This is a genomic window from Paracoccus sanguinis (assembly GCF_012689545.1).
Lineage (GTDB): Bacteria > Pseudomonadota > Alphaproteobacteria > Rhodobacterales > Rhodobacteraceae > Paracoccus > Paracoccus panacisoli.
In genome coordinates, this window is the sequence record NZ_CP051542.1 from 2542728 (window position 1) to 2558037 (window position 15310).

The 15310-nt window shown below is 69.3% G+C and carries 15 protein-coding genes; 7 read left to right on the top strand and 8 right to left on the bottom strand.

Translation table 11 applies throughout. The features are described from left to right. Positions 1-11 precede the first annotated feature (11 nt). The 4 genes from HGN31_RS12125 to HGN31_RS12140 all read right to left on the bottom strand — a co-directional run bounded on the left by HGN31_RS12125 (position 12) and on the right by HGN31_RS12140 (position 4340). On the bottom strand, positions 12-1454 hold the full coding sequence (locus HGN31_RS12125) for a pyruvate dehydrogenase complex E1 component subunit beta (RefSeq protein WP_168783355.1): 1443 nt from the start codon (positions 1452-1454) through the stop codon (positions 12-14). Between the two features lie 11 nt (positions 1455-1465). Further along, a complete protein-coding gene (gene pdhA / locus HGN31_RS12130; protein WP_244961004.1) occupies positions 1466-2530 on the bottom strand; it encodes a pyruvate dehydrogenase (acetyl-transferring) E1 component subunit alpha in 1065 nt (354 codons plus the stop codon). Positions 2531-2670: 140 nt separating this feature from the next. Further along, complete coding sequence (locus tag HGN31_RS12135) at positions 2671-3012, bottom strand: FtsB family cell division protein (RefSeq protein WP_168783356.1); 342 nt, start codon at positions 3010-3012, stop codon at positions 2671-2673. Between the two features lie 29 nt (positions 3013-3041). Continuing rightward, positions 3042-4340, bottom strand: coding sequence for an acetylornithine deacetylase/succinyl-diaminopimelate desuccinylase family protein (locus HGN31_RS12140; RefSeq protein WP_168783357.1), 1299 nt, complete (start codon positions 4338-4340; stop codon positions 3042-3044). 123 nt (positions 4341-4463) lie between these two features. Between HGN31_RS12140 and HGN31_RS12145 the strand changes: the two genes are divergently transcribed. The 7 genes from HGN31_RS12145 to HGN31_RS12175 are packed head-to-tail and all read left to right on the top strand — an operon-like array spanning position 4464 to position 11523. Further along, positions 4464-5543: a hypothetical protein gene (locus HGN31_RS12145; RefSeq protein WP_168783358.1), complete on the top strand. Its 1080-nt coding sequence runs from the start codon at positions 4464-4466 to the stop codon at positions 5541-5543. Next, on the top strand, positions 5544-6677 hold the full coding sequence (locus HGN31_RS12150; protein WP_168783359.1) for a hypothetical protein: 1134 nt from the start codon (positions 5544-5546) through the stop codon (positions 6675-6677). Further along, complete coding sequence (locus HGN31_RS12155) at positions 6677-8602, top strand: AAA family ATPase (protein ID WP_425325321.1); 1926 nt, start codon at positions 6677-6679, stop codon at positions 8600-8602. Before HGN31_RS12150 ends, HGN31_RS12155 begins: the two co-directional genes overlap by 1 nt. A gap of 14 nt (positions 8603-8616) precedes the next feature. Continuing rightward, positions 8617-9138 (top strand): HEPN domain-containing protein, encoded by a 522-nt coding sequence (locus tag HGN31_RS12160; protein ID WP_168783360.1) that lies wholly within the window; start codon positions 8617-8619, stop codon positions 9136-9138. Continuing rightward, positions 9135-10553 carry a DUF6638 family protein gene (locus HGN31_RS12165; protein WP_168783361.1) on the top strand — a complete coding sequence of 473 codons (1419 nt, stop codon included), beginning with the start codon at positions 9135-9137 and terminating at the stop codon, positions 10551-10553. The genes HGN31_RS12160 and HGN31_RS12165 overlap by 4 nt, the downstream gene beginning before the upstream one ends. Then, positions 10540-10821, top strand: a complete 282-nt coding sequence (locus HGN31_RS12170; RefSeq protein ID WP_231565609.1) for a hypothetical protein — start codon at positions 10540-10542, stop codon at positions 10819-10821. The genes HGN31_RS12165 and HGN31_RS12170 overlap by 14 nt, the downstream gene beginning before the upstream one ends. Before the next feature lie 12 nt (positions 10822-10833). Beyond that, positions 10834-11523, top strand: a complete 690-nt coding sequence (locus tag HGN31_RS12175) for a DUF1523 family protein (protein ID WP_168783362.1) — start codon at positions 10834-10836, stop codon at positions 11521-11523. On the opposite strand, the gene HGN31_RS12180 is transcribed toward HGN31_RS12175, so the two are convergent. The 4 genes from HGN31_RS12180 to HGN31_RS12195 form a co-directional block, all read right to left on the bottom strand. After that, the gene (locus tag HGN31_RS12180; protein ID WP_168783933.1) at positions 11520-12044 is read right to left on the bottom strand and encodes a sugar O-acetyltransferase; all 525 of its coding nucleotides are present in this window, start codon (positions 12042-12044) and stop codon (positions 11520-11522) included. The two genes, HGN31_RS12175 and HGN31_RS12180, sit on opposite strands and share 4 nt — an antisense overlap. Positions 12045-12076: 32 nt before the next feature. Next, a complete protein-coding gene (locus tag HGN31_RS12185) occupies positions 12077-12454 on the bottom strand; it encodes an SUF system Fe-S cluster assembly protein (protein WP_231555372.1) in 378 nt (125 codons plus the stop codon). 88 nt (positions 12455-12542) lie between these two features. After that, the gene (locus HGN31_RS12190) at positions 12543-13295 is read right to left on the bottom strand and encodes a MipA/OmpV family protein (protein WP_036703985.1); all 753 of its coding nucleotides are present in this window, start codon (positions 13293-13295) and stop codon (positions 12543-12545) included. 115 nt (positions 13296-13410) lie between these two features. Further along, a complete protein-coding gene (locus HGN31_RS12195) occupies positions 13411-15258 on the bottom strand; it encodes an ABC-F family ATP-binding cassette domain-containing protein (RefSeq protein WP_168783363.1) in 1848 nt (615 codons plus the stop codon). Between the last annotated feature and the right edge of the window lie 52 nt (positions 15259-15310).

The window sequence follows — 15310 nt, forward strand, 5'->3', positions numbered from 1 at the left end:
TCGCGCGCTCCTTACCGGTAGGTGACTTTGCGCACCGCCTCGACCACCTCGGCGGCGGTCACGAAGGCGAGGCGTTCGAGGTTCGCGGCGTAGGGCATCGGCACGTCCTTGCCGGTGCAGTTGATCACCGGCGCGTCGAGCCAGTCGAAGGCGTTCTCCATCAGCCAGGCCGACAGGTGGTTGCCGATCGAGCCGACCGGGAAGCCTTCCTCGACGGTCACGCAGCGGTTGGTCTTCTGCACCGACTTGAGGACCGTGGGGTAGTCGAGCGGGCGCAGCGTCCGCAGGTCGATCACCTCGGCCTCGATCCCGTCCTGGGCCAGCGTCTCGGCTGCCTCGAGCGCGTGGGCCATGCCGATGCCGAAGCTGACGATGGTCACGTCCGAGCCCTTGCGGGCGATGCGGGCCTTGCCGAAGGGGATGGTGAAGTCGTCCATCACCGGCACGTCGAAGCTGCGGCCGTAGAGGATCTCGTTCTCGAGGAAGATCACCGGGTTCGGGTCGCGGATCGCGGTCTTGAGCAGCCCCTTGGCGTCCGAGGCCGAATAGGGCTGGACGACCTTGAGTCCGGGGATGGCGGCGTACCAGGCGGCGAAGTCCTGGCTGTGCTGGGCCGCGACGCGGGCGGCGGCGCCGTTCGGGCCGCGGAACACCATCGGCGCGCCCATCTGGCCGCCGGACATGTAGAGCGTCTTGGCGGCCGAGTTGATGATGTGGTCGATCGCCTGCATGGCGAAGTTGAAGGTCATGAACTCGACGATCGGGCGCAGCCCGCCGAAGGCGGCGCCGACGCCGATGCCGGCGAAGCCCATCTCGCTGATCGGGGTGTCCACGATCCGGCGCGGGCCGAACCGTTCGAGCAGGCCCTGGCTGATCTTGTAGGCGCCCTGGTACTCGCCGACCTCCTCGCCCATGAGGAACACCGTCTCGTCGCGTTCCATCTCTTCGGCCATCGCCTCGCGCAGCGCCTCTCGCACGGTCATCTGGCGGACCTCGGTGCCCTCGGGCCAGTCGGGCTCGGCGTCGGGTTCGGGGGTGTCCACTGCCTCGACGGCGGATTTCGCGGCGGCGGGGGCGGTGTCGGGGGCCTCGCCCGCCTCGTCGCGGCTGTTCTCGCCCTCGCCCGCGCGGGCGGGCGGTTCGGCGTCGGGGGCCTTGGCGGCGGCCTTATCCGAGGAGCCGCCGGACGCCGCGGCGGTGCTGGCGTCCTCGCCCTCGTCCAGAAGCAGCGCGATGGGGGTATTGACCTTCACCCCTTGCGTCCCCTCGGCCACCATCAGCTTGCCGATGGTGCCCTCGTCCACGGCCTCGAACTCCATCGTGGCCTTGTCGGTCTCGATCTCGGCGAGGATGTCGCCGGATTTCACCGTGTCGCCCTCTTTCACCAGCCACTTGGCGAGCGTCCCCTCCTCCATGGTCGGGGACAGTGCGGGCATCAGGATCTCGGTTGCCATGTCTCTCCCCCTCACACGTCGGCGTCGGCGTAGATGTCGGTCCACAGCTCGGCCTCGGCCGGCTCGGGCGACTCCTTGGCGAATTCGGCCGAGTCGTTCACGATGTCCTTGATTTCCTTGTCGATCGCCTTGAGGTCGTCCTCGGTCGCGTGCTTGCCCTGCAAGAGCAGCTGGCGGACGTGCTCGATGGCGTCGCGCTCGTCGCGCATCTTCTGCACCTCTTCGCGGGTGCGGTATTTCGCCGGGTCCGACATCGAGTGGCCGCGGTAGCGGTAGGTCATCACCTCGAGGATATAGGGCCCCTTGCCGGCCCGGCAGTGCGCGACCGCCTTCTCGCCCGCCGCCTTGACGGCCAGCACGTCCATGCCGTCCACCTGCTCGCCGGGGATGCCGAACGCCTCGCCGCGGCCATAGAGCGTGGTGGACTTGGTGGACCGCTTCATGCTGGTCCCCATGGCGTACTGGTTGTTCTCGATCACGAAGACGACCGGCAGGTCCCACAGCTCGGCCATGTTGTAGGTCTCGTAGACCTGCCCCTGGTTCGAGGCGCCGTCGCCGAAATAGACGAAGGTGACGTTGTCGTTGCCCTTGTACTTGTCCGAGAAGGCAAGCCCCGCGCCCAGCGGCACCTGGGCGCCGACGATCCCGTGGCCGCCGTAGAAATGCTTCTCTTTCGAGAACATGTGCATCGAGCCGCCCTTGCCCTTCGAGTAGCCCCCCTCGCGGCCCGTCAGCTCGGCCATCACCCCCCGCGCGCTCATCCCGGCGGCGAGCATGTGGCCGTGGTCGCGGTACGAGGTGATGCGCTTGTCGCCCTCTTTCGCCGCCGCCTCGAGGCCGACGACCACCGCCTCCTGCCCGATGTAGAGGTGGCAGAAGCCGCCGATGTGGCCCATGCCGTAAAGCTGGCCGGCCTTCTCCTCGAACCGGCGGATCAGCAGCATCTCGCGGTAGTACTTGAGCAGATCGTCGCGCGAGACGTTGGCCGGGGCGTCGGTCCGCGCCTCGGCGGGGGCCTTGTCGCTGTCCGGGGCGGGGGTGTCAGCGGCGGGGGTCGGGTGCGGTTTTCGGGCCATGCGTTTCCTCCGGGGAACTGGAAAGGACCGTGCGGGCAAGGTGGTTCAACGTTGAACCATTCCTGACGCGGGCCCGTGGCAGGTGCAAGGTGTTTTGTGACGCGGGGTCAGGCGCGGGGTCCGCACGGGCCCGCGTCTGCCTAGCGGACGATCAGCTCGTCGGCCCGGACCAGCCCCAGCACGTCGCGGGCGCGCTCGTCCAGCAGGTCGAGGTCGAGGTAGTCGTCCGAGAGCCGGCGGGTCAGGTTGCGCATCTCGGCCACCTGCGCGGTCAGCCGGTCGCGTTCGGCCACGAGGTCGGCGGTCTCGGCTTCGAGCTGCACCCGGCGAAGGATGCCGGACGGCCCCTGCACCGCGGCGAAGGCGAAGTAGAGCCCGAGCAGCAGCGCGAGCAGGAAGAACACCACCGACCCGACCGGCAGCCCGGCACGCGCGGCAGGGCGCGCGGCGGAGGGGGTCAGGTTCTGCGTCGGACGGGCCATCGGGGCGCCTCGGGGTGGTTGCGCCGCGATCATGCCACGGGCGCGGGGGAATGGGAATCCGTCCCCAGCAGGTCCGACAGCACCAGCGCCATCACCCGGGCGCTGTCCATCATGTCGCCGACCCCGATCCACTCGTCGGGCTGGTGGGCGAGGTCGAGCACGCCCGGCCCGTAGGCGATGCAGTTCTTGAGCTTGCCGATCCGGTCGATGTGCTTCTGGTCGTAGGTGCCGGGACTGACGACATAGCCCGCCTCGATGCCCAGCACGCGCTCGATCGCCGCGGCGGTGGTGCGGACCACGGGCGCGTCCTTTTCGGTCATCGACGGGATCACCTCGAAGAGGTCGCGGATCTCGTAGGAGAAACTCGGCCGCTCGGCCCTGACCTTTTCGAGCAGGCGGCGCACCTCGGCCTTCACCTCGGTCAGTTGCTCTTCGATCAGGAAGCGGCGGTCGATGACGATGCGGCAGCGGTCGGGGACGCAGGGCGCGGGCAGGCCGGTGTAGCCGTCCTCGGGCTCGCGCGCGCCGCCGTGGATCGAGTTGATGTTCAGCGTCGAGGACCGCGCCCCCTCGGGGATCACCGGCATCGCCGTGTGCTTGCCGGCGAGAAGGGGGTAGAGCGTGCGCTCCATCTCGTCGATCACCGCGCCCATGTGGCGCACCGCGCAGTCGCCCAGGAACGGCATCGAGCCGTGGGCGATGCGGCCGCGGGTCTCGATCTCGGCCCACCAGACGCCGCGGTGGCCAAGGCAGATGCGGTCCTTGTGCAGCGGCTCGGGGATGATGACGTGCTGGACGTCGGCGAAATGCCCGTGCTCGGCCAGATAGGCGACGCCGCCGTAGCCGCCCGATTCCTCGTCCGCGGTGGCGCTGATCTGGATGCGCCCGGCGTGGTCGGGGTTGAGCGCCACGTAGGCCTCGGCGGCGATGATGCTGGCGGCGAGGCCGCCCTTCATGTCGCAGGCGCCGCGGCCGTAGATGCGGTCCTCGTCCTCCACGAACTCTGCGCCGAACGGGTCGCGGGTCCAGCCGTGGCCGACCTCGACCACGTCGTGGTGGCTGTTGAAATGGACCGTGTCGCCGGGCCGACCGGCGTCGTGGGTGCAGACCACGTTCCAGCGCGGATAGGCCTCGCTGTCGCCGGGCGAGCCGTGGGCGCGGATCAGCTCGCACCGCCAGCCCTGCGGTTCCATCCGCGCGGCAATCGCCTCGCAGATGTCGCGGTAGTGGCGCCCCGGCGGGTTCAGCGTGGGGATGCGGATGAGCTGTTGCGTCAGCGCGATCAGCGCGTCGCGGCGGGCGGCGATGGCGTGGTGCAGCGGGTCCATGCGCCGACCCTAGGCGCGGGGCGGGGCGCGCGCAATGACCGCGCCCGTCCCCGGAACCACCCTTGCCATGCGCGTGTTTTCCGCGCGTTACTTGCGCCGCCCCAGTGAACGGAGTCTTCCCGCATGGCCAGCCTCGACCAGCAGATCATCGACAGCCAGCGCGAGGTGGCTGCCACCCAATCGAAGATCACCGAGATCGGCACCACGCTGGATCGGATGGTGCGCACGGATACTGCGGTGAACGCCCCCTCGCTCGACATCGCCAATGCGACGCTGGCCGACGTGCACAAGCACACCGAGGCGATGAACGCCAACATCGCCGAACTGATCATGGGTCTGGACGACGTGACGGCGGGGTTTTCCAAGGATTTCGAGCAGATGCGCTCGAAGACCGGGTGGGAGAGCTTCGTCGGCATCTTCGCCCGCGGCAAGTCCGAGTCGATGCGGCAGGAGCGGCTGCGCCACGCCTCGATCGACGACAAGCTGCAGGACCTCATTTCCAAGTCCGACGTCATCACCCGGCTGCTGCAGGACCAGCTGGCGCTGCTCAAGGACCAGCAGGTGAAGGTCGAGGGCAACCTGACCCAGACGCTCGCCGACCGCGAGGCGGCGGTGGCGGAACTGGAAAGCCTGCGCGAGCGGATCAAGGCGATGGACCCCCGCCTGATCGAGCTCGAGAGCAAGGTGGCGAGCACCGTCGATCCGAGCGACCGGACCAAGCTGGAAACCGAGCTCGCGAACGCCAACAAGGACCACAACGAGCTGGTGCAGGCCGAGCAGGTGGCGCTGGCCCGCAGCCAGACGCTCGAACGCTACATCGAGTCGGGCAAGACCTGGGTGGACAGCCTGCAGAACCAGGCCGCGACCCAGATGGTGCTGATCAACAAGCTGCAGACCGACACCAAGCAGCGGGTGGTCCTCTATGACGCGCTGACCAAGTCGCTCAAGACCGCCCAGCAGCAGGACATCGCCCACCGCATCAACGAGATCGGCGTCAGGACGGATCAGGAGGCCGCGACCGCGATGGCCGGCATCGGGGCGGCGACGAACGAGAAGATGGCCGACATGCTCGAGGCCCACGGCGAGCATATGGTGTTCGCCCGCAAGGTGCTCGAGGAAAAGGCGAAGGCCGACGAACGCTTCGCCCGCCGCTTCGCCCAGATCGTCGAGAAGCACGACAAGAACCTGTATTCGGGCTCGTAAGTGAGCAATCCCGCCGCCGGCCTCTCTGCCGACCACCGCGAGATCGCGGACGACCTGATCGCGCGCGGCTATTTCCTGCAGCTGCGGCGGGTGGCGGCGGCGCTGCCCCCGGCGCTGGCCGAGATGGTGCGCGACCGGGTGTTCGGCCCGACCGACACGCAGGTGATCCAGGGCTACCTGCGGGCGCTGCTCGCTAGCGTCGATGCGCTGTCGATGAAGTATCTCGTCGCCTCGCGCGTCGAGGGGCCGCTGTCGCGCCGGCTGGTGATCGACATCCACGACTCGGGCTTCCCCATTTGGCAGGAGGTCGCCCAGACCGCCGCCGATGCCGCGCAGGCGGGCGAGCAACTGGCCCGCACCCCCACCGCCGAGGCGATCAAGGACGACATGATCCGCGAGATCGTCTCGGACCTGCGGCACCCGACCAAGCTGCAATATGCGCTCTCGCAGCGGATGTATTACGAGGCGCTGGCGGCGGGGGGCCTCTTCTGGCCGCAGATGCACCCGATGGCGCTGGGGCTGGGGCAAGAGGGGCACCGGCGGCGCTGGCTGATCCACTGGGGCGTCTATGACAGCCGCCAGAACTTGCCGGTCGTCTATCTGATGGACTGCGACGACACCGGCCGCCGGCCGCTGCCCGACGACGCCAAGCGCTGGCCCGAGGCGCAGGCGCATCTGCTGGCGCAGTCGGTCGGGGCATTGCAGCTTCTGACCATCGCGCAGGGGTTCGACGCGGATTTCGACACGCTGCACCCGTGGCGGCTGCGCCGGGTGACGCTGGGGCCGATCCACTCGCGCGAGTTCACCGTGCAGGAAGGGCCGATCAAGTCGGTGCTCGAGGATGCCCATGCCAGCGCCGGCGAGGACTGGGCGCTGGCGATGGCGGTCGAGGATCTGCAATCGGCCCGCGTCGAAATGCAGAACGCGGGGCTGTTCAGCGTCGTGGAAAAGCAGGTCTACAGGATCGACACGGCCGAGACGCATGGCATGGGGCTGGGGCTGACCGCGGCGCAGCGGCTGCTCGTCATTCCGCAACGGCCCTATCAGGCGCTGGCGCGGCTCGACCCGCCGGGCTTCCGGGGCATCCGCAAATACGTGCCGATGCCCGACGGGCGGGTGATGGGGGTGAACTGATGGAAACCCGCGACGAGATGGAGCTGCCCGAGGCACGCGTCCGCGCCCACTACCCGCAGGCGCTGGGGCTGCTGACCGGCTTCGACCACGCGCCGCGGCTGGGGACGGCCGCGCCGCTGGCCGAGGCCGAGCGCTCGCCCGGCATCTCGCGCACCTCGCGCTTCCGGTCCACGACGCCGGGGCTGGCGGGGCTGTCCACGCAGCGGCCCGGCGCGGTGCGGCTGGTCGAGCGGATCGAGCGGGCGGGCGGCGACGACCTGCCCTCGGCGCTGTCGGCGACGGTGCTGCGCGCCCTGCGCCGGGCGCTCGCCATTGCGCTCGCCGTGGGGGACGAGGTGTCGGCGCGCTCGGGCGCGGCCGAGTTGAAGCGCGCCAATCTGGAGAACCGCCTGCCCCCCGAGCAGGCCGGCGCCTTCAAGGAGATGCTGGCCGCCGAGTCGCTCGCGGTGCTGTCGGTGCTGGCGAACGCCACCGGCTTCCTGCTGGCCGAGCACGCGGGCGCCGAGACCCCCGACATCGGCGGGGTGGCCGAGATCCTGACCGACGCCCCCCACCTCGCCCTGCAAGGCGCGCTATGGGAGCTGGACCAGAAACTGACCGCCGCCCCCGACGACAAGGCGGTGGCCGCGATCACGCTCGCCTTCGCCGAGGCGCTTGCCGCCGCCGTCCGCGCCCGCGCCGAGACCGCGCCGCGCACCCAGGCCTTCACCGGCGCCCGCTGGCGGGTGGCGGCCGACGACCTGCCCATCGCGGGCTTCGCGCCGGCCACCCGGGCCCGCGGCAAGCCGGTGCAGATGGCCTTCAAGCGCCCCGAAGAGGTCGTCGGCAACGCCATCGCCAAGCACCAGGCGATGCGGCTCGCCCGGATGCTCGTCGCCTACGACTTCGAGCGGCGGCTCAATCCGTTCGTGGAACTCGGCGGGTTCATCTTCACCTTCCTCGGCGACGGGCGGCCGGGGACGGGCAAGACCACGCTGATCCAGATGATGGCGGGGCTCATCAACGACTACTGCACCGTCGCGGGCTACCCGTTCCGCTATGCGAACCTCGGCATTGACAACGTCGACAGCTATCAGGGCAAGTCGGGGCAGAACGCGCGGGCCTTCATCGACAGCGTGATCGACCCCGCGGTGATCGGCTTCGGCACCATCGATGACATCGACCAGGTGGCGGGGCGCCGCGGCGACCGCCAGTCCTCCTCCGGCCAGCAAGAGATCACGGCGGTGCTGATGGACGCCTTCGCCGGCGCGGGCACCGTGGTGCGCGGCAACGCGACCTTCGGGATGTTTTCCAACCACGCCGAGTCCATCGACGACGCCCTTCGCCAGCGCGCCGGTGCCCGCTTCCTGATCGACGGCCCGAAGACGCGCGAGGACTACATCGATATCTTCGCCCTGCTGCTGGGCAAGCGCCACGACATCCCCGTGGGCGAGCACGGACTGATGAAGGCGCAGGAAATCCGCACCGCGGTGCGCGAGGGCTATGCCGGCCACGACCGCCCGGCCGAGGCCTCGCTGGCGGCGATTTGGGACGAGGTGTCGGCCCGGCTCGGCCCGGTCGACACGCTGGCCGAGATCGGCACCTACCTGCACGCCATCGCCGAGGCCGAGCCGCGCTTCACCGGCCGCGCCGTCAAGAACATCACCGACGCGATCAAGACGCGCGCAATGGATTTCGAGATGCCGGACGAGTGGTTCACCTCGCCCGAGCCGTTCCTGCACCAGCCCTACGCGGTGAAGCTCGAGATGATCGCAGCGCTGCGCCAGCCGATCACCCCCGCGATGGTGGTGCAGGAAATCAACCGCTACGCCGACAGCGAATGGCGCTATGCCGAGACAGCGGATGAAAGCGCCATCGAGGAAACCGTGCGCGGGATGGAGCGGATGGCCGAGGCGAAGAGAAGGTATGAGGGGGGTGAGGGGTGAGTGCTAGGCTCGTGTTGAGTTCGGTTGACGAAATAATCGTCGCTCGAAAGACGCTGCACGGAGGCGGAAAGGGAGCGCCGATAAAGCTTGAGGATGGATCAAGAGAGGGAGCGTCGCTCAACAAGGCGTGTGTAGTATTGCTTTCTGCTGCTACGCAGGCATTCGTCGAAGATGTTTTCCTAGAATGTTCGAAGAAAGCTTTTGGACGCAACTTCAATGATAAGCAGCTCGCCTCCTATCGAGCGACCTGGAGTAAGTGGGGCAACCCTAGCCCGTCGAATATTCAATCTTTGTTCCTTAGGTTGGGATTGGATGACGTTTTTGACGGGTTGCAATGGCAGCGCCACCCAACCGCGGCAATGAAGCGGAAACTGGATGAAATAAACCAAGTCAGGAATTGCATCGCACATGGTGCCGCTCTTAAGATCGGAGGAAAGCCGTTTAACCTTTCACTTTCTAGAATATCTTCTTGGAGAGCTTCTCTTGAGCAGTTTGGAAAGAAGTTTCCTGCCCATGCGCTGAGCAAGTTTCCATGAACCTCCTCATCGAACGCGGCCTGATGTTCGGAAACCTGCTGCGGGTCGACTCCCCCGCCTGGGTCGCGCTCTATAACCGGGCGCTGGAGAAACTGACCGGCAAGACCACCGCGCTGACCGAGTTCCACATCGACCTCACCGGCCTCTCGCCCGAGATCGGGGACGAGATGGGCGATCTGGACTATCTCAACCCGAAGGGCGGCAACCGGCAGTTCATCCTGCTCACGACCGAGCAGAAGACCGCGCCGATGCTGTCGGCGGACCTCTCGGTCTATCGCGCGATCCTGCGCCGCTTCATCGCCGACAACGAAAGCCAGCTCTTCAGCCTCACCGCCCGCGACGCCGTGGTGGGCGAGATTGACGACGAGGTCTGGCAGGTCGCCGCGCCGGCCGATCTTCTCGACATCCGCAAGGTGCGGATCAGCGCCGACACCACCGGCAACCACGTCGCCGAGGCCGACCGCCTGACCGCGATGATCGAGCGGTTCCGAAGCCAGCCCGACGCCTGGTGGGACGACGTGCTGATCGCCGAGATGATCGAGCAGGCGAAGAAATCCGGCGATGTGACCCGCAACCCGGTGCGGCTCGCGCACACCAGCTTCGACGTGCCGGATTTCTGGACGCCGGCCTTCGGCGGCGTCTACGTGATCCGCTCGGGGCGCGAGCCGGGGGTGGTGTTCACCGATCCCGCGCAGCGGGTCGCGCTGCCGGGCGTCCGCAGCATGACGCTCGACGACCGCAACGAGATCGCCGCCTGGCTCGCCCGCGCGGGTCTTGCCGAGCCGATCGCCTCGGCACCTGGCGCCGACACGGCGGCGGTGCTGCGCCAGAAGATCGACTTCATCCTCGTCGATGCCGCGACGCGGGCGGGGATCGACCCTGGCGACGGCAGCCGGGCGGCGCTGCGGCGCGCGGCGGCGCGGCTCGACCCGGCCGAGATGCCGGCCGAACTGCGCGGCCTCTCGGCGATCCTGCGCTATGTCGAGGCGGGGGGCGACTGGCCGGTGATCGACTCGGGCAACGCCGCCTATTTCTACGCGCTGCGCGCCACCGCCGGGCCGTGGCGGGATGCGGTGAACCAGCTCCTCGCGGAACTGGCGCCCCATGACGTGCGGGCGCTCTTCATCCTCAACAAGCCGGTGTTCTACCGCCGCTACCAGTCGTGGGATGCCGCCAAGCAGCGCTATGTCGCCGATCAACTCGCCCGCGAATACCAGATCGACAAGGAGGGCACGCGCGAGGCCCTGTTCGGCCCCGAGCCGGGGATGGGTGAGCCGGGCGCGCCCGACCGCCGTGCCCCGGCGGTGCCCGCGGCCGGCCCGTGGGGCCGTGCGGCGGGCCCCGCGCGCGTGAACCTGACCGAGCGGGCCGCCGCGCCCGGGCCGTGGGGGCGGCACGCTGATGGCCATCATTAGGCTTGCCGCCATCCTCATCGCCATCGAGGCGCTGTTCTACGTGCTGATCTCGCTCTACCTGCGCTCGCTGCAGCGCGAGCGGCTGGAAGAGACGTGGGACGAGCGCCACCCCGACCGCGCCGGCGACAGCCCGGAACGCCGGGTCTTCGTGCGGCGTTCGATGGTGGGGTTCGAGCGGACGCTGCGTGCCCGCCTCGTCGCGCTGGTGTTCGTGTTGCCCACCGTGGCGTTGATGGTCATCATCTATTTCGTGAACTACCATCGGTAAGGAGCCCCTCTGGTGCGCAATCTTCAGGTCGCCCTCGGCGTCATCTTCGGGGTTCTGGTGTTCCTGTTCCTCGACTACGCGCTGCCCTCGCGCCACACGGTGCGGGTGACGAACGTCTACAACCAGATCACCGACCTGGGCTGGAACGGCATCTTCTACGCCTCGCCCGACACCGGCACGGTGCAGACGGCCGACGGGCGGCGCGACATCCGCTATATCGCCACGGTGCAGCCCAACGGGCGGCCCTATGTCTATCGCAACGAGGACACCGGCTGGATCTGGCCGCCGTATTTCAAATACGACAGCTCGAACCTGCACGCGATCGCCGCCGACAGCGTCTCGACCGCCGACGCGCCGCGGTGGATGAACGTCACCTCGTACGGGTGGCGGGTGTCATGGGCCACGATCTACCCGAACGCGATCTCGATGCGGCAGGTGGCGGGGCCGGGCGACCGGCCGCTCAACTGGCCGGCGCTGGTGATCCTGGGGGTGATGGGGGCGCTGCTGCTGCTGCTGTGGCGGATGTGGAACCAGTTCCACGAGCGCAGCATCGAGCCGCGGACCCGCCGCGCGGGCCGGGTGATCGAGCACATCGACGCCCGCGCCGATGCCGCGCAGGCCGAGGTGGTGGCGAACACCCGCAAGGCCGCGGGCCGGATGCGGAACTGGGTAGATAGCTGGCGCGGGCCGCGCGGCCGTTAAGCCGTTCCGACCGGGCGGGCCGGGTTCCCCACGACCGTCGCGCCCGGCGCCACGTCGCGGGTGACCACGGCCCCGGCGCCGAGGATCGCGCCGTCCGCCACCGTTACCCCCGGCAGGACCAGCACCCCGGCGCCGATCCACACGTCGTCGCCGATGCTTATCGGACGGCCGCTCTCTTCCCCCGTCGAGCGGCGCGCCGCGTCGCGGGGGTGGTCGGCGGTCAGAAGCTGCACCCCCGGCCCGACCTGCACCCGCGCGCCGAGCCGGATCTCGGCCACGTCGAGGAACACGCAGTTGTAGTTGACGAAGCAGCCGGGACCGAAGTGGATGTGCAGCCCATAATCGACCGCGAAGGGCGCGCGGATCACCGCCCCGTTCCATGTCCCGAGCAGCTCGGACAGGATCGCCGCATCGTCGGGGTCGCCCTCGACCCCGTTTCTCGCAGCGGTCAGGCGCTGGGCGCGCTGCCGCAGCGCGACGAGTTCGGGGTGGGCGGCGTCATAGGCCTCGCCGGCGAGCATCGCCCGACGGGCGGGGCCGGGCGGAGCAGGGGTCACATGAACCCCAGTTCCAGCCGGGCCTCGTCGGACATCATCTCCATCCCCCAGGGCGGCTGGAAGGTCATCTCGACATCCACCTGCCGCACGCCGGGTAGGGCGTTGACGGCATCCGCGACCCAGCCCGGCATCTCGCCCGCGACCGGACACCCCGGCGCGGTCAGCGTCATGATCACCCGTACCGCGTCGGTGTCGTCGATGGTGATCGTGTAGACCAGCCCGAGATCGAAGATGTTGACCGGTATTTCCGGGTCGTAGACGGACCGGCAGGCCTCGACCACGCTGTCGTAAAGCGGATGGTCGGTCGTCGAGGGCGCGATCAGCGGCGCGCCTTCGATCATCGGTTCGACCTGTTTCTGGGCCTGCTGGGTCATGCGGGACGGCTCCCCTCGAATAGCTGAGGGATTATATAGGGGACCCGCCGGGCCGGGGAAACCCCCGGCCGCTGCATGGCAGGCGCGGTCAGAACCGCAGGTCGAAGCGGTGGACAACGCCCAGCCGCAGCGAGGGCTGCGACTTTTCCTCGATGAAGGGCGCGTCGGCGGCATCGCCGACGAGCCGGGCGTATTCGGCCTCACCCACCAGCGCGAGGCTGTCGGTCAGCGCATAGCGCGCCTCAAGCTTGACGCCGGCGGCATAGATGCCGCCCTGGGGCGAATACTCGGCATAACCGCTGCGCTGCGCCTCGTCGGCGGTGACGCCGAACCAGGTGCGGGCAAACTGGTCGTTGCCGAACTTGGCCTCGATCCCCGGCCAGAGGGTCAGCCGCTCGCGCGGCGTCATCCGCAGCTTGGCCCCGACCGCCCCGGCAATCCCCTCGTGCCCGCCGAAGCCCTTGCGGACGACGACATAGGCGCTGGCCGGCCCTTGCGTATAGCGGAAGCGCAGCCCGGCCTCGACCGTGCCGTCGATGTCGTCAAGGCCGGCGAGCGCGTCCGAATCGTCCGCCTTGCGGCCGCCGCGCCAGTTGAGCGTCGGGCCGACCCGGAACCCGTCCGCGGTCCCCTCGTCCCCCGCCGTCTCGCCCGGCGCGGTCACGTCGAAGTTGCGGAAGATCACCCACGGTCCGGTGCTCATGTCCTTGGCGCCGAGCCAGTCCGGCTCGACCTCGGCGCCAAGGCCGATGTCGGCCGCGACGCCCCACCCCTCCTGCGCGAGGGCGGGCGAGGCCGCGAGCACGGCGAGAGCCGCGAGCGCGGCGAGATGGTTTGGCATGGGCTGTCCCTCGGTCAGGTTTTGGCGCGGAATCTGACGGCTGCCGGGCCGCCTGTCCAGCGATGGTGCGGGGTGGGGCGACGGCATCGGCTCATTCCAGCCGAGCCCGCCCGCCTCAGCCCCGCTCGGCCGCCTCGAGCCGTTCCAGCGCGTCCATCCACAGCGCCTCGGCGCGCGGCAGCGCCTCGGTCGCCTCGGCGTGCTTGCGGCCCCATTTCTCGGCCTCGGCCGGGTCGTCGTAAAGCGCGGGGTCGGCCATCTTCGCCGCGATCCGGTCGAGCATGTCGGTCAGCTTCTCGACCCGCTCTTCGCAGCGCCGCGCCTCGGCGCGCAGTTCCAGCACGGTGTCGCGGCTCGGCCGGCGCGAGGCGGGCTTCGCCGCCTCACGCGGGCGCTCGGGCTCGTCGGCGGTCAGCAGGCTGCGGCGATAGGTTTCCAGATCGTCGGCATAGGGTGTCACCGCCCCGCCCGAGACGAGCCACAGCCGGTCCGCCACCAGCTCCAGCAGGTGCATGTCGTGGCTGACCAGCACCACCGCGCCGGTATAGTCGTTCAGCGCCTCGGTCAGCGCCTCGCGGCTTTCGATGTCGAGGTGGTTGGTCGGCTCGTCGAGGATCAAGAGGTGCGGTGCGTCGATGGTGGCGAGCAGCAGCGACAGCCGCGCCTTCTGCCCGCCCGAAAGCGAGGCCACCCGCGTCTCGGCCTGCGCCTCCATCAGCCCGAAGCCCGCGAGCCGGGCGCGCAGCCGCGCCGGCGCCTCGTCGGGCCGCAGGCTGCGCACGTGGTCGAGCGGGGTTTCGTCCAGATGCAGCTCGTCCACCTGATGCTGGGCGAAATACCCGACCCGGAGCTTGCCGGATCGGACCAGCCGCCCCTCCATCGGCTCGAGCCGCCCGGCCAGCAGCTTGGCCAGCGTCGATTTGCCCTGCCCGTTGCGGCCGAGCAGCGCGATGCGGTCGTCCTGATCCAGCCGCAGGTTGAGGCGCTTCAGCACCGCGCGGTCGCCGTAGCCGACCGACACGCCGTCAAGCGACAGGATCGGCGGCGAGAGCTGGTCAGGCTGCGGAAAGGTGAAGCGGTGGAACTTCGCCTCTTCGGGCGAGGCGATCGGCTCCATCTTCGCCAGCGCCTTGAGGCGGGACTGCGCCTGCGCGGCCTTGGTTGCCTTGGCGCGGAAACGGTCCACGAAGCTTTGCAGATGGGCGCGCCGGGCCTCCTGCTTCTTGGCCTCGGCGGCCTGCAGGGCCCGGCGCTCGGCGCGGATGCGGGCGAAGCTGTCGTAGCCGCCGGAATAGAGTGTGAGCTTGCGATCCTCGAGATGCAGGATCGAGCCCACGGCGCGGTTCAGCAGCCCGCGGTCGTGGCTGATGACGATGACCGTGTGGGGATATTTCGCCAGATAGCCTTCCAGCCACAACGCCCCTTCGAGGTCGAGGTAGTTGGTCGGCTCGTCCAGCAGCAGCAGGTCGGGCTGTGCGAACAGCACCCCCGCCAGCGCCATCCGCATCCGCCAGCCGCCCGAGAAGTCGCCGGTCGGCCGGGCCTGATCCTCGGTCGAGAAGCCGAGGCCCTGCAGGATCGCCGCCGCCCGCCCCTCGGCCGACCAGGCGTCGATGTCGGCCAGCCGCGTCTGGATCTCGGCGATCCGGTGGGGGTCGGTGGCGGTCTCGGCCTCGGCCATCAGCGCGTGGCGTTCGGTGTCGGCGGCCAGCACCGTGTCCAGCACGGTGACGTCAGTGGCCGGGCTTTCCTGCGCCACCCCGCCGATCCGGGCGCGGGCGGGCAGGGTGATGGCGCCGCCGTCCAGCCCCAGCTCGCCCCGGATCAGCCGGAACAGCGTCGTCTTGCCGGCGCCGTTGGGGCCGACGAGGCCGACCTTGTGGCCGTCCGGGATGACCGCGCTCGCCTGCTCGAACAGCGGCCGGCCGGCGATGGAGTAGGAGATGTCTTCGATCCGCAGCATGGCTGCGCCTTGCCGCACGCGCAGGGCCGCGTCAACGGGCCCGGGGGGGGGG